Source organism: Calidifontimicrobium sp. SYSU G02091 (assembly GCF_022631395.1).
GTDB lineage: Bacteria > Pseudomonadota > Gammaproteobacteria > Burkholderiales > Burkholderiaceae_C > Calidifontimicrobium > Calidifontimicrobium sediminis.
This window is the reverse complement of record NZ_JALBGB010000007.1, coordinates 1-20841: the sequence shown is the minus strand read 5'-3', so window position 1 is coordinate 20841 and position 20841 is coordinate 1. Positions and strand designations below refer to the sequence as shown.

25 protein-coding genes and 1 pseudogene are annotated in these 20841 nt (G+C 70.3%); 9 read left to right on the top strand and 17 right to left on the bottom strand.

What is annotated here, in order from left to right:
* Positions 1-4: 4 nt before the first annotated feature.
* The 5 genes from otnK to MOJ79_RS06495 form a co-directional block, all read right to left on the bottom strand.
* A complete protein-coding gene (otnK, locus tag MOJ79_RS06515) occupies positions 5-1312 on the bottom strand; it encodes a 3-oxo-tetronate kinase (protein ID WP_336606314.1) in 1308 nt (435 codons plus the stop codon).
* Complete coding sequence (ltnD, locus tag MOJ79_RS06510; protein WP_241923407.1) at positions 1309-2235, bottom strand: L-threonate dehydrogenase; 927 nt, start codon at positions 2233-2235, stop codon at positions 1309-1311. The genes otnK and ltnD overlap by 4 nt, the downstream gene beginning before the upstream one ends.
* The gene (locus MOJ79_RS06505; RefSeq protein WP_241923406.1) at positions 2232-3005 is read right to left on the bottom strand and encodes a FadR/GntR family transcriptional regulator; all 774 of its coding nucleotides are present in this window, start codon (positions 3003-3005) and stop codon (positions 2232-2234) included. Before MOJ79_RS06505 ends, ltnD begins: the two co-directional genes overlap by 4 nt.
* A gap of 139 nt (positions 3006-3144) precedes the next feature.
* Positions 3145-3450 carry a diguanylate cyclase gene (locus tag MOJ79_RS06500; RefSeq protein ID WP_241923405.1) on the bottom strand — a complete coding sequence of 102 codons (306 nt, stop codon included), beginning with the start codon at positions 3448-3450 and terminating at the stop codon, positions 3145-3147.
* Positions 3375-3758 carry a hypothetical protein gene (locus MOJ79_RS06495; RefSeq protein ID WP_241923404.1) on the bottom strand — a complete coding sequence of 128 codons (384 nt, stop codon included), beginning with the start codon at positions 3756-3758 and terminating at the stop codon, positions 3375-3377. The genes MOJ79_RS06500 and MOJ79_RS06495 overlap by 76 nt, the downstream gene beginning before the upstream one ends.
* A 256-nt stretch (positions 3759-4014) precedes the next feature.
* Here MOJ79_RS06495 and MOJ79_RS06490 point away from each other — a divergent pair, with 256 nt between their 5' ends.
* The 8 genes and pseudogenes from MOJ79_RS06490 to MOJ79_RS19155 form a co-directional block, all read left to right on the top strand.
* On the top strand, positions 4015-5028 hold the full coding sequence (locus MOJ79_RS06490) for a ribonuclease Z (RefSeq protein ID WP_241923403.1): 1014 nt from the start codon (positions 4015-4017) through the stop codon (positions 5026-5028).
* Between the two features lie 206 nt (positions 5029-5234).
* A complete protein-coding gene (locus tag MOJ79_RS06485; protein ID WP_241923402.1) occupies positions 5235-6386 on the top strand; it encodes an ABC transporter substrate-binding protein in 1152 nt (383 codons plus the stop codon).
* 72 nt (positions 6387-6458) lie between these two features.
* A complete protein-coding gene (locus MOJ79_RS06480) occupies positions 6459-7334 on the top strand; it encodes a branched-chain amino acid ABC transporter permease (RefSeq protein WP_241923401.1) in 876 nt (291 codons plus the stop codon).
* A 16-nt stretch (positions 7335-7350) separates the two neighbouring features.
* Positions 7351-8328, top strand: coding sequence for a branched-chain amino acid ABC transporter permease (locus MOJ79_RS06475; protein ID WP_241923400.1), 978 nt, complete (start codon positions 7351-7353; stop codon positions 8326-8328).
* Positions 8325-9071, top strand: coding sequence for an ABC transporter ATP-binding protein (locus MOJ79_RS06470; protein ID WP_119293285.1), 747 nt, complete (start codon positions 8325-8327; stop codon positions 9069-9071). The genes MOJ79_RS06475 and MOJ79_RS06470 overlap by 4 nt, the downstream gene beginning before the upstream one ends.
* Positions 9072-9127: 56 nt before the next feature.
* Positions 9128-9826, top strand: a complete 699-nt coding sequence (locus MOJ79_RS06465; protein ID WP_119293294.1) for an ABC transporter ATP-binding protein — start codon at positions 9128-9130, stop codon at positions 9824-9826.
* A 14-nt stretch (positions 9827-9840) separates the two neighbouring features.
* A complete protein-coding gene (locus tag MOJ79_RS06460; protein WP_241923399.1) occupies positions 9841-10893 on the top strand; it encodes a Gfo/Idh/MocA family protein in 1053 nt (350 codons plus the stop codon).
* A gap of 22 nt (positions 10894-10915) precedes the next feature.
* Positions 10916-11074, top strand: a pseudogene (locus tag MOJ79_RS19155) (shikimate dehydrogenase); the annotation flags it as partial.
* 228 nt (positions 11075-11302) lie between these two features.
* On the opposite strand, the gene MOJ79_RS06450 reads toward MOJ79_RS19155, so the two are convergent.
* Entirely contained in the window at positions 11303-12397 is a 1095-nt protein-coding gene (locus tag MOJ79_RS06450; protein ID WP_241923397.1) for an Acg family FMN-binding oxidoreductase, read from the bottom strand.
* Positions 12398-12485: 88 nt separating this feature from the next.
* Between MOJ79_RS06450 and MOJ79_RS06445 the strand changes: the two genes are divergently transcribed.
* Complete coding sequence (locus MOJ79_RS06445) at positions 12486-13439, top strand: DUF6544 family protein (protein WP_241923396.1); 954 nt, start codon at positions 12486-12488, stop codon at positions 13437-13439.
* 68 nt (positions 13440-13507) lie between these two features.
* On the opposite strand, the gene MOJ79_RS06440 is transcribed toward MOJ79_RS06445, so the two are convergent.
* The 11 genes from MOJ79_RS06440 to MOJ79_RS06390 form a co-directional block, all read right to left on the bottom strand.
* Positions 13508-13960: a 3TM-type holin gene (locus MOJ79_RS06440; RefSeq protein WP_241923395.1), complete on the bottom strand. Its 453-nt coding sequence runs from the start codon at positions 13958-13960 to the stop codon at positions 13508-13510.
* The gene (locus MOJ79_RS06435) at positions 13957-14463 is read right to left on the bottom strand and encodes a glycoside hydrolase family 108 protein (RefSeq protein WP_241923394.1); all 507 of its coding nucleotides are present in this window, start codon (positions 14461-14463) and stop codon (positions 13957-13959) included. Before MOJ79_RS06435 ends, MOJ79_RS06440 begins: the two co-directional genes overlap by 4 nt.
* Entirely contained in the window at positions 14456-14686 is a 231-nt protein-coding gene (locus tag MOJ79_RS06430; protein WP_241923393.1) for a hypothetical protein, read from the bottom strand. Before MOJ79_RS06430 ends, MOJ79_RS06435 begins: the two co-directional genes overlap by 8 nt.
* Positions 14683-15003 (bottom strand): hypothetical protein, encoded by a 321-nt coding sequence (locus tag MOJ79_RS06425; RefSeq protein WP_241923392.1) that lies wholly within the window; start codon positions 15001-15003, stop codon positions 14683-14685. Before MOJ79_RS06425 ends, MOJ79_RS06430 begins: the two co-directional genes overlap by 4 nt.
* The gene (locus tag MOJ79_RS06420) at positions 15000-15383 is read right to left on the bottom strand and encodes a hypothetical protein (RefSeq protein ID WP_241923391.1); all 384 of its coding nucleotides are present in this window, start codon (positions 15381-15383) and stop codon (positions 15000-15002) included. The genes MOJ79_RS06425 and MOJ79_RS06420 overlap by 4 nt, the downstream gene beginning before the upstream one ends.
* Positions 15384-15400: 17 nt before the next feature.
* On the bottom strand, positions 15401-15751 hold the full coding sequence (locus tag MOJ79_RS06415) for a DUF2793 domain-containing protein (protein ID WP_241923390.1): 351 nt from the start codon (positions 15749-15751) through the stop codon (positions 15401-15403).
* A gap of 123 nt (positions 15752-15874) precedes the next feature.
* The gene (locus MOJ79_RS06410) at positions 15875-18019 is read right to left on the bottom strand and encodes a phage tail protein (protein ID WP_241923389.1); all 2145 of its coding nucleotides are present in this window, start codon (positions 18017-18019) and stop codon (positions 15875-15877) included.
* Positions 18020-18050: 31 nt separating this feature from the next.
* Positions 18051-18278 (bottom strand): hypothetical protein, encoded by a 228-nt coding sequence (locus tag MOJ79_RS06405; RefSeq protein ID WP_241923388.1) that lies wholly within the window; start codon positions 18276-18278, stop codon positions 18051-18053.
* Complete coding sequence (locus MOJ79_RS06400) at positions 18275-18508, bottom strand: hypothetical protein (RefSeq protein WP_241923387.1); 234 nt, start codon at positions 18506-18508, stop codon at positions 18275-18277. The genes MOJ79_RS06405 and MOJ79_RS06400 overlap by 4 nt, the downstream gene beginning before the upstream one ends.
* 1 nt (position 18509) lies before the next feature.
* Complete coding sequence (locus tag MOJ79_RS06395) at positions 18510-19319, bottom strand: DUF2163 domain-containing protein (protein WP_241923386.1); 810 nt, start codon at positions 19317-19319, stop codon at positions 18510-18512.
* Positions 19316-20841 (bottom strand): hypothetical protein (locus MOJ79_RS06390; protein WP_241923385.1); only part of this gene is annotated, 1526 nt, incomplete at its 5' end. The genes MOJ79_RS06390 and MOJ79_RS06395, both read right to left, overlap by 4 nt.

Below are 20841 nucleotides of genomic sequence, written 5' to 3'. Positions count from 1 at the left end.
GCGCTCACCGGCCCGCTCCCCGCGCGGTCGAGGACGCGGCCGCAGCGCCAGCCTCGCCCGACATCGCGAGCGCTTCGGCGAAGAAGTCGGGCCCGCCGAAGTTTCCCGACTTCAGCGCGAGCCACAGCGATCGCCCCTCGGCCTGCGTCCACGGAACGCCGGGCGCGATCGTCGGGCCGATGCGAAGCTGCGCGACGCCGAGCGCCTGCACCACCGCACCCGAGGTCTCCCCGCCCGCGACCACCAGCCGCCGCACACCTGCCTCGACCAGGCCCTGCGCGACGCGCGCCAGGCACCGCTCGACCAGCTCGCCGGCGCGCGCGGCGCCGAGCTCGCGCTGAATGGCCGACACCTCATCAGCCTGCGCCGTCGCGTAGACCAGCGGCGCCTGGCCTTCGGCGAGCCGGCCGCGCGCCCATTCGAGCGCGCCGGCAGCGAGGTCGCGCCCGGCGGCGAGCTCGCGCGGATCGAGCCGCAGGCCGGGCCTGCCGCCCGCGAGCCAGCGCGCCACCTGGCCGTTGGTGGCCACCGAGCACGAGCCCGACAGCACCGCGGCGCCGCCGCCCACCGGATCGAGCCGCGCCGCGTCGCCTTGCTGGCGCAGCCAGCCGCGCGCACGGTAGTTCTGCGGCAGCCCGAGCGCCACGCCCGAGCCCGCGGTGACCAGCGGCATGCCGTCGCAGGCCGCGCCGATCGCGAGCAGGTCGGCGTCGGACGTCGCGTCCACGATCGCGATGCGCACGCCCTCGGCACGCAGCGCGTCGAAGCGCGCGCGGATCGCCTCGGCACCCTTGGCGACCGCGTCGTAGCGCACCAGACCCACCTTCGACGGCGTCTGCGCCTGCAGCACGCGCACCAGGTTCGAGTCGGTCATCGGCGTGAGCGGATGGGTGCGCATGCCCGAGTCCGACAGCAGCTCGTCGCCGACGAACAGGTGTCCGCGGAAGACGCTGCGGCCGTTCTCGGGAAAGGCCGGACAGGCGATCGTGAAGTCGGTGGCCAGACGCTGCATCAGCGCGTCGGCCACCGGGCCGATGTTCCCGGCCGGTGTGGAGTCGAAGGTGGAGCAGTATTTGAAGTAGAACTGCCGCGCGCCGCCGGCACGCAGCCAGTCGAGCGCCGCGAGCGACGCGCGCACCGCGTCGGCCGCGGGCACGGTGCGCGACTTCAGCGCCACCACCACCGCATCCGCGTCGGGCGCCGGCCCCTGCGGCACGCCGATCACCTGCACGGTGCGCATGCCGTTGCGCACCAGCATGCTCGCCACGTCGGTGGCGCCGGTGAAGTCGTCGGCGACGACGCCCAGGATCACCGGCCTGCCCCCTCGCCACCGGACGCAGCCGCTGCCGGCAGCTCGATGCCGGCCAGCGCCGCGAACATCTTGATGACCGACGTATCGTCGTCGCCGCCGTGGCCCAGCGCCGCCGTGGCGAGGTACATCTGGTGCGCGGCCGAAGCGAGCGGCAGCGGAAAGGTGAGCTTGCGCGCCGCATCGAGCACGATGCCGAGGTCCTTCACGAAGATGTTCACCGCCGACAGCGGCGTGTAGTCGCCGTCGAGGATGTGCGGCACACGGTTCTGGAACATCCAGCTCATGCCCGCCGAGTTGCAGATCACGTCGTAGAGCGCGCGCGGCTCGGCGCCCGCACGGATGCCCAGCGCCATCGCCTCGCAGGCCGCGGCAATGTGCACCCCGGCCAGGTGCTGGTTGACCATCTTCACCGTGGAGCCGATGCCCGGCGCTTCGCCCAGGCGATAGACCTTGCCGGCGATCGCGTCGAGCAGCGCGGCGGCCTTGTCGAAGGCCTCGGCCGGCCCCGAGCCCATCACCGTCATCTGTCCTTCGGCAGCCTTGCGTGCACCGCCTGACACCGGGCCGTCGATCATCAGCACGCCGTGCTCGGCGAGGCGCTGAGCCCACTGCGGCGGCAGCGCGGGATCGACGGTGGCCGACGCGATCACGACCGAGCCCGGGCGCATGCCCGGCACCAGCCCGCCCTCGCCGAAGAGCACCTGCTCGGTCTGCGCCGCGTTCACGACGAGCACGAGCACCACGTCGCAGGCAGCGGCCAGATCCGCGGGCCGCCGCGCGATCCGGCCACCTTCGGCGGCGAAGCGCGCGAGGACTTCCTCGCGGGTGTCACAACCCCAGGTGGCCAACCCCTTGCGCAGCGCCGAGGTGGCCGCGCCCCACCCCATCGAGCCCAGCCCGATCACACCCACGGTGGTCGTCATGCGTTCGTCCCCGAGCCGGTCGCGGCGGCGCGCCTGGCAGCCCGGGGTCGCACACGGCGCGCCTGGATGCCTTCGCGGATGCGCCGCGCCGCGTTGTGCATGTGGGTGGCCGCCGCCGCTCTGGCCCGAGCGGCGTCGCCCTCGAAGATCGCCCGCGCGAGCTCGCGGTGCTCGTCGCGCACCTGCTGCGCGAAGTCGTCGCGCCGTGCTTCGTTGGCGCGCGTGACGGCCACTGCTGCCCTCACGTACTGATCGAGGAAGCCGAGCAGGCGGCCGAACTGGGGGTTGCCGCTCGCATCCGCGATCCGGCGATGGAAGGCGACGTCCTCGGCCACGCCGTCACCGCCAGCGTCGACCGCAGCGTCGATCGCCTCGCAAGCGTCGAGGATCGCCCGGCGTGTGGCGGCATCGGCCCTCTCGGCCGCCAAACCGGCGGCCTCGGATTCGAGCGCGCGGCGCACCTCGAGCACCTCGATCACCGCATCGGGCGTGCCCAGCAGCGCGGGATCCAGCAGCAGCGGCCGGTTCGCGGCCGCCTGCGCGACATAGACGCCACTGCCCTGCCGCGACACCAGCAGACCCGTGGACTTCAGCCGGCTGATCGCCTCGCGCACCACGGTGCGCGAAACGCCGTACTGCTGGACCAACTTGGCCTCGGTGGGCAGCGCGTCGCCCGGTGAGAGCTCCCCACACTCGATCGCCGCCTGCAGCACCGCGGCGAGGCGATCCGACAGGCGGACGGGAGGCTGGAGCATGCCGAGCTCACTCATGTGATCATCGTACAAATTGCCGCCGCGGTTGTCTTGCCGCGGCGCACAACGGACGCGGGACCCCAGGCGCATTCCGGTCGGCGCCGCGCGGCGCGAACATCAACCGCGAGGACTTGCGCAACGGGGCAAGTGGTTCACATTACTGATGCCAAAACGCAGCCGATGCCGACTTAAGTCCTTGATTTTCTTGGGATAACGGCAGGAGGCAGGTCGAAGGCAAGCCCCGCGCACGGCATCGCGCACCCAAGGTGCCGGCAGTCGCGCCTGCCGCCGTGGTCTGCGCCCGCAGGATGACGAACTCCTCGCCGCCGACGCCCGCGACGGTGTCGGCCTCGCGCGCCGTGGCGAGCAAACGCTGCGCGACCAGCGTCAGCAGCGCATCGCCAGCGAGGTGGCCGTGCCGGTCGTTGACCTGCTTGACGTGGTCGATGTCGACCGCCAGCACCGAGAACGCAGCCCCGCCGCGTCGCGTGCGCGACCCGACTCGCACTGCAGGTCGGCGTCGAGCGCGCGGCGGTTGTGCAGCCCGGTCGGCGCATCGCGCAACGACATCGCCTGCAGGCGCTTGACCAACCGCACCATCAGCAGCGCGACGAGGGTGAAGTTGCACATCGCGGCCGCCGCGATGTCGATGAACAGGAGGCTGCGGTTGGCGCCGTCGAGCCGGTCCCTCTCGCGCGAGTGCGTCGTGTCGGCCGCCTGCTGCCCCAAGCGCACGCCGAACAGCGGCAGCGCGGCGACGAACGGCTCCACCCTTCACGGCGCACGAATCCACCCCGTCAGCGCCCGCCGTGACCGGTGCCATCGGCAAGTCGCTGCTGGGGTCGACGGCGGGGCACCGGTGACGCCGACGCCCCCCGCCTCAGATCTGCGCAACGTCCGTCGGCGCCAGAGGTTCGCGGCGCAGCGCCTCGCGGCCGCAGAGGTGCCTCGGCCACCGGCCGAAATCGGCGCTCGGGGAGGCGCGCGCAGAATCGCGCGCACGCCGCCGATGCGCACGACCGCTGCCATGCGCCTGCTGTTCGACCCCCACCTCGTCAACGATCCCTTCGGCGACCCGGGACTGTTCGTCGACTGCCGCGACGAGCGGCGGGCGCTGCTGTTCGACCTCGGCGACCTGCGCGCGTTGCCGCCGCGCAAGCTGCTGCGTGTATCCCACGCCTTCGTCAGTCACACGCACATGGACCACTTCGCCGGCTTCGACCACCTGCTGCGCGTCGTCCTCGGGCGCAAGGCGCAGCTGACGCTGGTCGGGGGACCTCGGTTCGTCGACCAGGTCGAACACAAGCTGCGCGCCTACGCGTGGAACGTCGTGCACCGCTACGAGGTCGAGCTCGTGCTCGACGTGCTCGCCGTGGCACCCGACGGCAGCGGCGAGCGCGCACGCTTCTCGAGCCGCCGCGCGTTCGCCCGCGACAGCACGCAGGCCTTCCGCTGGGCCGACGACGTGCTGCTCGACACGGCGCTGTTGCGCGTGCGCGGCGGTTTCGTCGACCACGGCATCCCGTGCCTGGCGTTCGTGATCGAGGAGAAGGCCCGCGTGAAGCTCGCGAAGGACCGGCTCGACGCGCTGGGCCTGTCCACCGGGGCCTGGCTGCGCGGCCTCAAGCAGGCCGTGCTGGCTGGTGCCAGCGACGACACGCCGATCGACATCGAGTGGCGCGACGCCTGCGGCGCCCACCGCACGACGCGCCCGCTGGGCGCGCTGCGCGACGTCGTGCTCGCCGTCGCGCCGGGGCAGCGCATCGGCTACGTCACCGACCTGCGCCACACCGACGCCAACGTCGACCGGCTGAAGGCGCTGCTCCGCGGCGTCGACCGCCTCTACATCGAGGCCGTCTTCCTGCACGCCGATCTCGCGCACGCGCAGCGCAAGCACCACCTGACCGCCCGCCAGGCCGGCGAGATCGCGCGCGCCGTCGGCGCGCACGACGTGGTGCCCTTCCACTTCTCGCCCCGCTACACGGACCACCCCGAAGCGCTGCAACGCGAAGTGATCGCGGCCTGGCGACACGCGACGTGAGCGCGTCAGAGCGGGACAGCCGCAACAGCAAAGCGCCCGCTCGGCGCTGGCGTCCAGCACCCGGGCGCGCGGCCGCCTCCTGACAAACCCCGAGCCGCGCGCGAACCAGGCGCACATTGCGCCATCATTGCGCCCCGCAACACCGCCGCGCACGGGCGCTGCCACGTGCCGCGGCCACGACCGCCAACAACCGGAGGAGCCTGCCGATGACCCTGAACCGCCGTTGCCTGATCGCCGCTGCCGCTGCCGCAGCCTGTGCCTCGTGGCTGCCCGCGCAGGCGCAGAACGTGATCAAGATCGCCGGTCTGTACGAGCTGTCCGGCGCCGGCGCGACCGCCGGCACCAACTTCAGGAACGGCGTCGAGATGGCGGTCAAGGAGATCAACGCCGCCGGCGGCATCCTCGGCCGCAGGATCCAGCACACGATCTCCGACACGCAGACCAACCCCGGCGTGGCCAAGGGGCTGGCGGCCAAGGCCGTCGACGACGACGTGTTCGCGGTGTTCGGGCCGGTGTTCTCCGGCTCGATCATGGTCAGCATGGCCGAGACGCGCCGCGCCGAGGTACCCAACTTCACCGGCGGCGAGGCCGCGGCGATCACCAAGCAGGGCAACCCGTACATTTTCCGCACCAGCTTCACGCAGGACACGGCGATGCCGAAGGTGGCGCGCTACATCGCCAACGGCCTGAAGGCGAAGACGGTCGCGGTGATGTTCGTCAACAACGACTTCGGCAAGGGCGGCCGCGACTCGATCACGCAGGCGCTGCAGGCCAACGGCGTGCGCGTCGTCGCCGACATCTCGACCGACCAGGCGCAGGTCGACTTCTCGGCGCCGGTGCTGCGCGCCAAGCAGGCCAACCCCGACGCGCTGTTCGTCTACCTCAACGAGGAAGAGTCGGCACGTGCGCTGCGCGAGCTGCGCAAGCAAGGCTGGGACAAACCGATCGTCGGCGAGACGACGCTGACCGGGCAGAAGGTGATCGACCTCGCCGGCGACGCGGCCAACGGCGCGATCGCGCACGTCGGCCTGACGGTCGACGCACCCAACCCGCTGATGCTCAAGTTCAAGGCCAACTTCTACCGCGAGTACAAGTACATCTCGGACCACAACGGCATCAAGGGCTACACCGGCGTGTACCTGCTCAAGCACGCGATCGAGAAGGTTGGGAAGCTCGACCGCAAGGCCGTCGCGAAGGCGCTGCACGGGATGACGGTCACCGCGGCGAAGGAGCCCGGCGTGCTGATGGACGTCTCGATCGACGCCAACGGCGACCTCGACCGCGAGAGCTTCCTCGTCGAGGTCCGCGACGGCCGCCAGATCGTCAAGGAAGTGCTGCCGGCACTGGCCAGGAAGTAGCCGCCGGACCGACGCCGCCGGCCCGGCGCGCGCGCCCGGGTCCGGCCGGCGTCGCGCGCCGCACCGACGCCGATGACCGACTTCGTGCAACTGCTGCTCTCGGGCATGGCCACCGGGAGCATCTACGCGCTGGCCGCGCTGGGCTTCACGCTGCTGTGGCAGGCCAGCGGCACGATCAACTTCGCGCAGGGCGAGTTCGTGATGCTGCCGGCCTTCGCGATGCTCGGCTTCGGCGCGCTCGGCGCACCGCTGCCGCTGGCGTTCGCGCTGACCTGTGTCCTCGCCGTCGTCGTGCTCGGCTGGGCGTTCAAGCGCGGCATTGCCGACCCGCTGCTGCGCTTCGGGTTGATGCCCATCGTCGTCGCGACGATCGGACTCGCAATCGCCGCGCGCAACGGCGTGCGCGCCGGCTACAGCGCCGAGGCGCACCCGTTCCCGTCGCCGTTCGGCACCGAGCTGTTCACGCTCGGCGGCCTCACCGTCTCGCTGGCCGACCTCGGCACGCTGGCCGTCGCGCTCGCGCTGGTGCTGGGCACGCAGGCCTTCCTCGCGCGCACCGTCACCGGCCGCGCGATGCAGGCGGTCGCGCAGAACGCCGAGAGCGCGACCGTGCTCGGCATCGACGTGCCGCGGATGATCCTCTACACCTTCGCGATCAACGCCGTGCTGGCCTGCGCCGCGGCGCTGCTCGTCACGCCGACGTACCTGGCGAAGTTCGACATGGGCGAGAGCCTCGGCGCCAAGGCATTCTTCGCCGCGATCATCGGCGGGTTCAACAACTCGCGCGGCGCGCTGCTCGGCGGCATCGTCGTCGGCGTCTCGGAGAACCTCGCCGCGGCCTATGTCTCGCCAGCGTACAAGGACGCGGTGGCACTGGTGCTGTTCATGGCGGTGATCCTGTTGCGGCCCCAGGGTCTGCTCGGCCGCAAGGTCGAGCGCAAGGTCTGACCAGTCCGTGCCCGCGATGAAGCGCAGCCACGTCGTCGGCAGCCTGCTCGTGCTGGCGGTGCTGCTCGCGGTGCCGCCGTGGCTGAAGAACTACGGCGTCTACCTGTTCAGCTACTGGCTGGTGTTCGTGATCGCGACGATGGGGCTGAACCTGACGGTGGGCTACGCCGGGCAGAAGTCGCTCGGACACGCGGCATTCTTCGGCATCGGCGCGTACACGGTCGCGATCCTGCTGAAGGCCGGCGTGAGCTTCTGGATCGGGCTGCCGGCGGCCGTCGTGCTCTGCTTCGTCGTCGGCCTCGCGCTGGGCTTTCCGGCACTGCGCGTGCAGACGATCTACCTCGCGTTCGCGACGCTGGGCTTCAACACCGCGGTGTGGCTGGTGATGCGCAACGAGGAGTGGCTGACCGGCGGCACGTTCGGCATCAACAACATCGCGCGGCCGAGCCTGTTCGGGCTGGAGCTGCAGCGCAACCTCGCGTACTACTACTTCGTGCTCGCTGTCGCGATCGTGACGGGCGCGCTGCTGTGGCGGCTGCTCGACTCGCCGTGGGGCAAGGCCTTCACCGCGCTGCGCGACAACCCGATCCGCGCCGAGAGCCTCGGCGTCGACGTGCGCGCGTACACGCTGCTGTCGTTCGCGATCGGCGCGGCGTACGCCGGCGTCGCGGGGGCGCTGTACGCGCCGCTGGTGGAGTTCATCGAGCCGGCACCGTTCACGGTCGGCGCGTCGATCATGATGTACCTGATGGTCGTCGTCGGTGGCGCCGGGCGTTTCTTCGGCCCGCTGCTCGGCGCAGCGGTCGGCGTGCTGCTGCCCGAGTGGCTGCGCTTCGCGCAGGCGTGGTACCTGTTCGTGTTCGGCATCGCAGTGATCGTGCTGGTGCGCTGGCTGCCCGACGGGCTGCTGTCGATCCCCGAGCGGCTGCGCGAGCGCCGCCACGCGCGCGAAGCCGCTGCTGCGCGGGCGCGCGGCCCCGGAGCGGCGCGATGACGCGGCCGGTGCTCAGCGTGCGCGGCCTGCGCAAGTCGTACGGCGCGATCCGCGCCGTCGACGGCGTCGACTTCGACGTGATGCCCGGCGAAATCTTCGGCGTCATCGGCCCCAACGGCTCGGGCAAGACGACGATGTTCAACAGCGTGCTCGGCCAGATCGCGCCGGACGCCGGGCGCATCGAGCTGCACGGCGAAGACATCACCGGGCTCGACGCGGTGGCGCTGAACCGCCGCGGCGTCGGCCGCACGTTCCAGACGCTGCAGGTGTTCCCGAAGATGACGGTGCGCGACAACCTGCTCGTCGCCGCCCAGGAGCACCGCGGCACGATGTGGAGCCGCCTGTTCGCGCCCGGCGACTCGGGCCTGGGCGCGAAGGCCGACGCGCTGATCGAGCAGTTCCGCCTGCGCCACGTCGCGCACCTGCGCGCCGGCGAGCTCAGCTACGGGCAGCAGAAGCTCGTCGACATCGCGATGGCGTTCATGAGCGAGCCGGCGCTGGTGCTGCTCGACGAGCCGTGCGCCGGCGTCAACCCGAGCCTGGTCGGCGGCATCCGCACGCTGCTGCAGGAACTCAACGCGACGCGGCGCGGCAGCTTCGTCGTCATCGAGCACAACATGGACTTCGTGATGGCGCTTTGCCACCGCGTGATGGTGATGGTCGAGGGCCGCGTGCTGGCGGTCGGCACGCCGGCCGAGATCCGCGCCGACAAGGCCGTGCTCGACGCCTACCTGGGGTACTGACGGTGTCCGACGCGGCGATCGAGTTCGACGGGGTCGTCGCCGGCTACGGCGAGTTCATGATCCTGAACCGCCTGAGCCTGCGGGCGCGCCGCGGTGCCGTGACGCTGCTGATCGGTCCCAACGGCGCGGGCAAGAGCACGGTGCTGAAGACACTGTTCGGCCTGCTGAAGGTGCGCGAGGGGCGCATCCGCCTCGACGGGCGTGACATCACCGGCGCGCCGCCGCGGCGCATGCTCACCGAGCACGGGGTGGCCTTCGTACCGCAGGGGCGCAACCTGTTCCCGCAGCTGACGGTATGGGAGAACCTCGAACTCGGCGGCATCACGATCGGCATGAAGGCCACGCACGAGCGCATTCCCGAGGTGCTCGAGCTGTTCCCGCGCGTGCGCGAGCGCCTGCACAGCGCGGCGTCGACACTGTCGGGTGGCGAGCAGAAGCAGCTCGAAGTCGGCCGCGCGCTGCTGTTGCGGCCGCGGGTGCTGCTGATCGACGAGCCGTCGATCGGGCTGTCGCCGCTCGTCGTGGCCGACGTGTTCCGCGTGCTGCGCGAGCTCGCCGCGCGCGGCACGACGATCCTGATGGTCGAGCAGAACGTCAAGACGGCGCTGAAGATGGCCGACGAGGCGATCGCGCTCGAGTCGGGCCGCCAGGTGCTGCACCGGCCGGCCGACGAACTGCTCGCCGACCCGCAGCTCGAAACGCTGTTCCTCGGCGGTGCCGGGGCCGCCGACGCGGCAGCCGCCGCGGGCCGCTGATGCCGGGCGCAGCCATGGGCGCGGTGCGCATCGCGGTGGCCGGCGCGGGCGTGATGGGCCGCGTGCACGCCGCTGCGGTGCGTTCGACGCCGGGCGCGGTGCTGTCGGCGCTGGCCGACCCGGCGCCCGACGCCGCCGCGGTCGCGGCACAGCTCGGCGTGCCGTGGTTTGCCTCGCTCGACGAACTGCTCGCGCACGGCCGCCCCGACGGCGTCGTGCTCGCGACGCCGAACACGCTGCACGTCGCGCAGGCGCTGCAGTGCCTCGACGCCGGCGTCGCGGTGCTCGTCGAGAAGCCGGTGGCGACCCGCGTCGCCGAGGCGGCGCCGCTGCTGCGCGCGGTGCAGGCACCCGGCGCGCGCGTGCTGGTGGGCCACCACCGCGCGCACAGCCCGATCATCGAGCGTGCCGTCGAGGTCGTGCGCTCCGGCGCGCTCGGCCGCCTCGTCGTCGTGACCGGCAGCGCGCTGTTCTGCAAGCCCGACCGCTACTTCGACGACGGGCCATGGCGGCGCGAGCCCGGCGGCGGGCCGATCCTGCTGAACCTGATCCACGACGTGCACAACCTGCGGCTGCTCGCCGGCGAGATCGTCGCGGTGCAGGCGTTCGCGTCGAACGCGGTGCGCGGCTTCGCCGTCGAGGACACCGTCGCGATCGGCCTGCGCTTCGCCAGCGGCGCGCTCGGCAGCTTCGTGCTCAGCGACACCGCCGCGTGCCCGCGCAGCTGGGAGCAGACCAGCGGCGAGAACCCGGCCTACGCGCGCTGCGACGACGAGGACTGCTACGTCGTCGCCGGCACCGACGGCAGCCTCGCGGTGCCGACGATGCGGCTGCGCCGCTACGCGCGCCGCGAGGAGCGTTCGTGGTTCGAGCCGTTCGAGACCCGCGTCGTGGCCGTCGAGCGCGCCGACCCGGTGCTGCGGCAGATGGCGCACTTCGCCGCCGTCGTGCGCGGCGAGGCGGCGCCGCGCGTGAGCGTGGCCGACGCCGTCGCGAACCTGCGCGTCACCGAGGCGGTCGCACTGGCCGCGCGCAGCGGTGGCAGCGTCGACGTCGCGGCCGGCTGAGCGTCGCGGCGGAGACCCGCGCATGCGCATCAGCGGCCGCACCGAACTGATCGCGCACATCGGCCACCCGACGCACGCGTTCAAGGCCCCGCTGATCTACAACCCGTGGTTCGAGCAGGCCGGTGTCGACGCCGTCGTCGTGCCGATGGCCTGCCGCGCCGGCGACCTCGAGCCGCTGCTGCGCGCCGCGCAGCGCCGCGGCTGCCGCTTCCAGGTCGGCACCGACATGCTGTTCGAGCAGATCCCGGCCTACCTCGAGTTCTTCGGCCTGCCGTCGGCGACGCCCGACGTGCTGCGCGCGTGCGCACGGCTCGACGGCTGACCGGCGCGCCTGCGTCGCGCATCAGGTCGCGTCCTGACCTGCGTGCGCAAGCACTTCCCTGGCCGCCGGCCCAGGCCCGCACCGCGGTCAGACGATCACCGCCTGCACCGGCCGGCGCAGCGACGGCGGCAGCTTGGGCCCGCGCCCGAAGCGCAGCACGAGGTCCGGCCGCTGCGCGCCCACGCCGAGGAACGACGCGAACTGCGGGCGCAGCGCCGCCACCTCCACCGGCTGGTTGACGAAGGCGCAGCGCACGCCCATCGTCGTGGCCTGCAGCGCGAAGCGCTCGCACGCGCGGCCGACCTCGACCCAGTGCGCCTTGTCGTCGGCCGCGCCGATGAACACCGCCACGCCGGCCGAGCTGCGCATGAACTTCGCGTACTTGTCGTTCTCGGCCTTCGGCGTGAAGAACAGGCCGAACATCAGCCCGCCGAGCCAGGCCGGCACGACCGGGTTGCCCGACGAGGCGGCGAACAGCCCGTCGCCCAGCCGCACGGCGTCGTGCCCGCTGAAGCGGATCCACGCCTTCAGTTCGTCGACGAACGCCTTGTCGTTCATCTGCACCGTGTTGCCCTGCACGACGTAGTCGAGGACCTGCTCGAGCGTCGGCCGCGCGGTCAGCAGCAGCATCCTGACGCGCTCGGTGGTGCCGGCGCGTTCGAGCTGCGCCAGTTCGTCGGGCGACAGGGGTTTGCCGTCGTATTCGCCCCTCGTGCTCTGCCGTTCGGCCATCGCCCGCCACAGCGGCGATTCGACCACGGGCGCGGGCTCGAGCGCGATGCGCACGCTGTCGCTGGCCGCGTCGAAGCTCGGCTCGGCGCGCAGGCCGAGCGCCGCCGCCGCGATGACCAGGTTCTCGGCGGCACAGCCGAGCGAGACGAAGAGGTGGTGGTCGTCGGGGTCCACCGCGGGGCAGCGCCGCGCGAGGTCCGGCAGGATCGTGATCGCGCCGTCGTCGAGCCTGAACTTCCAGCACTGCGTGTTGTGGCTCGACGGGGCCAGCGTCGCGTAGCGCACCAGCTCGGTGTGCAGCGCGGCGGCCTCCAGGCCCTGCAGCGTGCCGATGCGCCACACCTGTGAGGCCGCGGACTCGTACAGCGACCGGCCGTCGTCGCAGCCGGCCAGCAGTGACGTGCCGCCGACGAGCGCCGGCGGCGCGGCATTGAATTGCCTTCGGTTCATCGGCCCGCTCCCTTCGATGTCGCTCGGGTCGGGCAGCGCGCGATGCCCGATGCAGCCCGCTTTGTAGGCGCGCTCGGCCACCGCAGACTTGTCGCCGCTCAAAGCGGCTGCTGAATGCGCGAGCCGTGCCAGGCGTCTGGGAGCACGGCGGGCGGCGACGCCGCTACGATCGGCGTCGGCGCGGCGCTTCTTCCGCTTCGCGATCGCGCCCGGTGCGCCACTGGCGCGCGTCGCGCAGATCGAGATGGGTGGTGAGATCGGCCTGGGCACCCGCGACGCGCCCGGCTACCAGCCGATGACGGCGCGCCAGATCCTCGCCGCGCCCGAGGGCTTCGTCTGGCGCGTCGAGGCCGGCAGCGGCTTGATGCGGATGGCGGGCTCGGACGGCATGGTCGACGATCGATCGTGGGTGCGGTTCTGGCTGCTCGGCTGGCTGCCCCTCGTGCGTGCCGGCGGCGACGCGGACCACCTGCGCTCGGCCTTCGGCCGCGTCGCCGCCGAAGCCGTGTTCTGGAGCCCTGCCGCACTGCTGCCCGACCAAGGCGTGACCTGGGAAGCCGTCGACGCCGACACCGCGCGCGCGACGATGCGCCGCGGCGCGCTGACACAGACGGTGGACATCCGCGTCGACGCGAGCGGGCGCCTGCGCTCGGTCGTCATCCCGCGCTGGACCCACGCGAACCCCGACAAGGTCTACCGCATCCTCGAACGCGCGGCACCGCGACGTGTGCGCCCCGACGACGACCTGCGATCGACGGTTGACCCGGTTGGTGAACGTGGCGATGTGGACTCCGGGGTGCGGGTGCCTCGCGGGGCATGGAGTCCACGGTCTCGAATCTGGCGCAAGAGTCGCTTTGCGCCGCCCGCGCGGGTGCGGGCGGGACGGGTCGGGCGCGGGGAAAAGAAGAAACCCCGCAAGCCGAAGACTTGCGGGGTTGGGTCTTGGTGGGCAGTGCAGGGTTCGAACCTGCGACCCCTGCCGTGTGAAGGCAATCTGACAGACAGAGCGACAACCGCTTCACTCTGTGGACGTCGTCACTGACGCCAGATTTCGGCCGGTTTCCGACCATGATTTACACCAGATTTACACCGGATTTCGATGCTCCGCGACTACAGCGCCTCCCGTGACACACCACGCACTTTCTCTGCCGTTCTGAGGCCAGCTATGCCAAGCATGCCGGTGAGGATCACCCACAGCGCGTCAGCATCCAGCACGGGTGGCGGACTCATTGCGTGCGCCACCCATCCTGCCGCCTGCATGCCCGACCACGCCCACACCAGCGCCGGATAGGCCAGGTACTGGTAGGCCAGCGCCGCAGCTCCGATCCACCCGATGGCAGGCCGCCATCCGGCAACAAACAGGCTGGCGTGCTGTGCCTCTGCGCGATTGACTTCCATCTGCGCAAGGTCAGTGGCCTGCTCGATGCGCATCGCCTCCAGGTCGAGCTTGCGCAGCTCGATTCGCGCCTGCAGTCGCTCCTGGTCGGTGGTGATCAGGTTGTCAGCCACACGGCCTGCAGCTTCAATCACAGCCCCCAGACCAGGCAGCAGGATCGGGCTCATGCCACGCCCTCCAGAGCCCGGTTGATCCAGCCAAGCAGAAACTTCGCCTGCGTCTTGTCGCGCTTCACGATCGCGACGTAGCGTGCGATCTTGGCAAGCGCGTAGCGCGCCACAAAATCATCCGGCCGCATGCTGTTGAGCGCCTGCAGCGTTACAGGACCCATCACGCCGTCTGGCGTCACGCCGGCCACCGTCTGCGCCAGCACGACGGCCACGCGCACACCGGCGTTGACCGCAAAGTCGAAGATCGACGACGCCACGCCTTGATGCTCGATCAGGTCGCCGAAGATCGCCCGCCAGTACTGCTGACGGTACAGCGAGCGCACCTCGTCTGCACTCGGCGTGCCTCCTGCATCGATGGACTGCCACCCGCTCCACTGCGGATGCGCACGGCGGCTGATCCCGGCGTAGGTCTGTCCGCCACGGTCTCCAGGCACAGTGTGCAGCACGTAGCCGCCTTCACGCCGGATCATGGCCTCGTAGGCCTGCGCGAAGTCAGCCATGGCGTGCGTTCGGCCTGTTGCGGCCATCCTCGAGGCCAAGCTCGTAGCCGTCACGCCAGGCAGCGCGCAGAGCCTCTGACACGCGGTCGATGCGCACCAGATCGATCACGTGGCCATGATGCTGCGCGGCGCACTCGACGGCACGCGTGCGGTCCAGGTGCACCGAGCAGTAGTGCCGGCTGCCAACGGCCAGCCAGGCAGAGGGTCGAAGATCATGCGTCATCGTCCGTGGCCCTCATCAAGCAATGCCATGGTGTCCAGTTCACCAGGCTGCGTGGGTGGCACGCCACCGCTCCAGCGGCTGCGCCCCATCCACAGGAAGGCCACGATGCCGGCCGAGACGACCAGCAGGGTCAGCCACACGGGCAGCAGGGCCTGCATGGCCAGCGCGGCCGCAGCCGCGTGCAGCGCGATGTACTGCCGGCGCATCTGCCTGGGTGCGCTGGACGGACTCATGACGTTGAGGCGTGCCACGCACATCACCCAGGCGGCCACGCCCAGCGCCGTCGAGAGCAGCACGACAGCGATCTCCAACGTCATGCGCCGCCTCCGTGCCGGTTGATGCGCTCGCGCACGTGGCCGGCCAGCCACTGGCCGATGCGCTGCCAGTCGTCGCCGATGGCGCCGATGGCAAAGGCAATCGGCCCCATCAGTGTCACGGGTTCGAGCCCGAACGGCAGATAGGCAGCCATCAGGCGCGAAACCATCCACGTCGCCATGACGGCCGTGCCGCAGATGCGCGCGATGAAGAGGCTGGTTCCGTGCCATGGCCTGCGCTCGCCACGCTCGAGCGCCCATCCGGCACCGATGGCTGCAGACAGCACAACCACGGCATACGGGCCGATCACCTCGGCCAGCGACGGACCGACAAAAGCCGTGAAGATGGAGACGGCAACCGCAACGGGATCGAGGTTGTTCACGGACAGGGGCATGCAGGTCAGATGGAGATACCGACGCTCCACCCTGTGGATCTGAAAACGGCCAGCTTGTCCTCGTCCTCGATGTAGGCGAGCCACCCGACCTGGGGTGCGTGGTACTCCCAGCTGCCAGCGATGCGCACGGCAATCTGGTTCGTCTTGCCGGCCCAGGCGCCCGTGGCGGCCGCCGGCACGATGTAGCGGTCACCGTTGGCGGGGCTGGCTGGCGGCGTGGTGAGGTCGCGGTCTTTGACGGACAGGCCGACGATGGCACCCAGGCGCTTGAGGTTGGCGTCCATCTGCGTGTGCCAGCCGGATTCGCCCAGCGTCCAGCCGTAGGCAAGACCAAGGTTCGGGTCAGTCAGCGGCATTGCCCATGATCGGGTTCAACCATCGGACACCGCGACATGAACGGGTTCAGCCGGCGCCACATGCCTGGCATGGCATCGATTCGGCATGCGCTGCGCCACTGCGGGCAATGCTGTCCAGGTCCGTCAGACGCCCCCCCAGTACTGCCCCCAGCGCAGGCCCCAGCCGGCGCGCTCGACGGTGCACGCCTGTGCCTGCCAGCTCGCAAGACCGTCGCGCACGGATTCGATCTCGACGGTGACGCGGTCTCCTGCCGTGGCGGCATCGGTGGCTGCGGCGGCAACCGTCCATGTCCACGAAGTTGCAGTAAGTCCCGCCTGTGTGCGCACCACGGTTCCATTGCGGTCGCGCACGCGCACCGTGTAGGTGGTGCCAGGCTCCGGACCGATGTTGCCGGCGCTTTGCGGTGTGAGGCCAACCGTCTGGCTCAGTCGGTCGCGGTGCGACCAGGTGACGACGAGATCGCCCTGCACCACCTGTGGATAAGCTGTGGAATTGATGCGCATGTTCCCCGGCGGGTAGGGTCGATTCTGCCGGCGGTTCATCGCCAGCGAATCGGTCGGCGCCGACGTCAGCGGCAAGGTGCCGCGTCCGGTGACGGTGAGCAGGCGAGCGTTGACGGTCTCGCCCATGGCGTACTCGGTCGGATCGACACCCTGGAATCCGTCTGCAAACCAGATGCGGCTACCGGCCGCATGCGCCGCTGGCACGGTGTCGAGCACGCCGCGGTTGATGGTGAGCGTTTTGGCGGTGGTGTTGATCGCCGTGATCGCGACGGCCTCGTCGTCGATGTAGGCGTAGCTGCCCACGGCCACCAGGTCGATGTCCACCTCGCTGTGATAGCTGATGGTGCTCGTGACAGCCTGACCGATGTCGGCAGCCAGCACCGCGTGCGGCGCAAACTCGCCCTGGCCGCGCGCCTCATAGGACGTTGCCGAGCTGGTCTTGCTGTGCAGCTCGTAGTTGATCGCACCAGCCGCGGGGCGTCCAGCCAGCGTTTGCAGGAAGCAGTCGGTTGGGTCCAGATAGGCCGGGTCGGCGGCGCTCAGGCTGCGTGCAATGTCCCAGTACGGCGCCTCGATGAGCCTGCGCGGGCTGGCCGCCGACGGCGCCGGCGTCGGATCGACCCACCCCGTGGGCGGCGGCGCCGTGTAGCTGGCCTGCGGCAACCCGAAGACGTCCTCGACGGCATCAATGCTGATCGCGCCATCGGTGAGCGTGCCGCCGTCCACGGCGGCGATGCGCATGACGATGCCACCGATACCCAGCGGCGGCCACTCAAGCTTGAACACGTCACCCGGCCCCAGGCTCCATGCCTTGCGGTTGACTTTCAGGCGCACCTTGGCCAGCGGCGCTGACACGGAGGACAGATCGCGCATCGCCACCCTCGCAGCGAGTCCTGGCGATGTGATGCCAGGGTAGCGCCGCGTCTGCGAAACGACCGCGCCCTGCGCCTGGATGTTGGCCAGATCCTGCACCGTGACCGTGGCGTCCTTGAACGTCTCGCGGTCCGTGTAGACGACCACGATCTCGTTGACCGTCTCGCCCCAGGCCGCGCGCTGGAAGCTCTCGAGCTCGATCACGTTGTACGGATCGAGCACCGGCAGTGTGGCCACGCTGTAGTCGGCGCGCACCAGCCTGAGCACGAAACGTCCCGTCGATGGCGATGTCGTCAGCACGCCGCCGATGTGGTCGAGAACCTCGCGGATGAACTGCTCGATCGTGCTTTGCTGTGTCCAGATCAGGTTGAGACCGAACCCCTCGTCAGCGAGCGTGTCCGCGGCGGCCGTGAACGATGCGTCGTCGATGCTCGACGCAGGGTAGCCCATGCCCCAGCTCGAATTGGTCAGGCACTCGTAGATGATGTGCGCAGGGTTCGCCGACGCGTCGCCCTCGCTGTCCAGAATCTCGGCCTGGCTTGCATACCAGCCGCGCCAGCAGCGCTTGAGCCGCACTGCCCATGGCTTGATGTAGGGATTGTTGGAGGCGACGCACACCTGCCGCAGGATCAGCGACAGGACGCCCCGGTAGGCGGGCTGTGGCGTGCCGAGCCTGCCCTGCAGGTAGTCGTTGGGCGCCTGCGTGGCACCGCCGAACGCAACGTCCACGGAGCCGTAGACGCCGCCCTCGCGCTTGTCCCCACCAAACAGCTGCGGCGCGTTGATGTCGATGCGGCCGCTGGCGGTGATGCTGCCGGACCACGCCTGGCGATCGCCGACCTGGATCTCGGTCACCGCATCCACCGGGCCGTGGCACACGACCATGTGCATGCCAAGGTGGTAGCGGTATCCGACCGTCTGCTTACGACTGCCGCCCATCCGGTTTCTCCTGCACCGCGGCGCGGCGGCGCGCGGCATCGACGACCGCCTGCGCCATGGCGTCGCCGGTGGCCAGCAGCTGCGCGGCCGGCAGTCCGGTGCTGATGAACGTCGCCCAGTCGAGCCCGTGGCGGGCGAACCACTGCCGCGCGCCGCGGTTGCAGTAGTCGAGCGCTCGCATGTCGGCGTGCGTGACGATCAAGTCGCTCACTTCTTGCCGCCCTTGGACTTGATCGGCGTGGTTCGCAGGTCGCCGTACCACACCACGTTCGGGCTCTTGACGAGCACGGTGCCGAAGACGACCGGGATCGGACGCCCCTCCTCGGCCGTTGGCGCCTCGATGTCCTGCAACCCCGCCGGGCGCGGCTTCGGTGGCTTTGGTGCCAGCGCGTACTGGATCAGTGTCGTGACGATCCAGACGGCGATGTAGGTCCACGGCATGTCAGTAGATCGGACTGGATCCGAACGGGTTTTTGGATGGGATGAACGGGAAGCCGCCGAAGTTGTCGGCGTTGGCGAACTTCGCAGCGCACGTGGCCAGGCTGTGGTCGCAGCCTGGATAGAGCATCACCGGGGCTCCCACGGCCAGGCCTGACGGCGTGGACGCCAGCGTCACTGTGGCTCCGGCGTGCGCGGTGATCATCCGTTTCTCGGTGACGAGACCGACCGCCCACGTTGCGTAGCCCCCTGCAAAGTGACCGTCGCTGAACGATGCCGCAGCCGCGACGCTGACCGTGTTCCCTGAAACCGCCAGGACCGATCCGGTGACCCTGTAAGCCACCGAGCTCACCTTGCAGTCGGTGCCATACAGCACGTGCGTGCAGGTGCGCTGGTACATGCGCCGCAGCCCGGTGCGCTGCAGGCTCGTATAGGACGGCTCGCAGTTGAGCTCGACTTCCGAGCCGCGCCACTCGGCATTGAGCACGCGTCCCATCCACACAGCGAGCGTTTCGCTGTCGTCGCGGTGGCGCCGGTAGATCGTCAGCAGCGTGACATCGGCGGGGGGTGTCGCGATGAATGCCCGGGCCACCTCGGCGTCGCGGGCAAGCGTCACCCGCAGACCGGCTCTGCCGATCTCTGCGCTACGCTCCAGGCTGCTGCGCCGCAATGGCACGGCGCTGTAAGTCAAGCCCAGGTGCGTCTGCGGCTGCGCAGCGCTCGTGTATCGCCAGGCATCATTGCCGCGGCGGAACTCGTACAGCTCGACCGGGCTGGCAGCGTCTATAGACTGCTCGCGTGCGTCCAGGCTCACAGGTCGTCCCTCAGGCTGCGCAGGCTCAAAACAGCCTCTGCGATCTCGTCGGTGTGGTGCGCGATCTCGACGGCGTCGGCATCCAGGCGAACGAGCCGCATGAAGCTGATCTGCATGACGTCCTGCGGCAGCACCGTCGTGCCGATGGCGCTTTCCAGTGCGAGCTGCTCGGTCTGGGCGTCGATCTCGTCAGCGTCGATGATGCGCGCGAACAGGCGCTGGCCGCTCGTGGTGGTGATCATGATGTCGCGCCTGCCGACGGCGGCATTGACGAGCGCCGCATAGCCGGTGTTTTCGACGGTGATGGCGGTGTCGGCGGCGCCGGCGGCGGCCGTCAGTCGCAGGTCGGACTGGCCGCTGGGCAGCCAGAAGGGCGCAAGGCGCCCGGCGCGCGCCGCGAGCCAGCGCCTAAATGAGACGATGGAGGCGCGCCCGTTGAGCAGCCATCGGTGTGTGCGGCGCACGGTGGCCACGCCGGACAGGTCATCGACCAGGCGCCGGCCCGTCAGGTGGTCGATCTGGATGGTCTTGCGGATGTAGTCGGCATCCAGTGCTTCGGCCCAGTCGTGGGCGTCGAGCAGCACGGGGTGGCCGCGGTAGGTCACGGCGGGGGCCGCCGCATCGATCTGCCACTCGTCCTCGAAGTCGAAGACGACGGTGGCGTCTGCCAGAGCTGCGGCCTCGTGCGTGATGCGCAGGTCGTTGCGCAATCTGGCCGGGCGCGCGGGCACGATGCGTGTGCCGGCCGGCCACGTGCGCTGCAGCGGCGTCTTGAGCGTGATGCTGCTGACCGTCAATGAGGCGACCTCGACAATCTCGGACTCGGATCCAAGCACGAAGGCCACCAGCTCGTCGGCCGCGAAGGCTCGGTTGGACGTGTCGATAGCGACCGCGGTGGCACCGGCGGCGATGGGCGAGGACGCGATGGCGGCATCCGTCCAGACCGGAAGCGCATAGACGCGCGCCTGCCAGGCCAGCAGGAGGTTCTCCACACGCACACGGTCCCGATCGTTGCCCACGAGCAGCCGGTACTCGAGCGAGCGCCGTGGCGCGCCGCGCAGACGCACGCGCTGTTCGACGCCGGCGTGAGACTCGAGCACGTCGGTCAGCCACTCGAGCCGCTCGACGAGGGGCTGCACCCAGTTGGGCGGCACCGCCCAGCCGATGATGCGCCGTCCCGTGACGCGCAGCGCGCCGGTGCCGAGCGCGAACAGGAAGGAGAATGTCGCATCGAATGTGGGCGGGCCGTCGGTAGTGACGGCCAGCTCGTACTGCCTGTCCTCGCAGGCGCCGAACGTCGTCGGCTCTGGATAGGGCCCGTAGACGTAGATGCCGTCGCCGCCGGCGGCGTCGATCTGCGTCAGCGTGTTCGACTGTGGCCAGGCGTTCCAGACCTCGACATTGCGCGTCTGCTCGGAAGCGAGACTTCCCAGCGCGAAGCTCGACGGCATGATGTGGATGCGGAAATAGAAATCATCGAAGTAGCTGCCGAGAATGCTTCCCGCCTTGGCCTCCTGCGCTG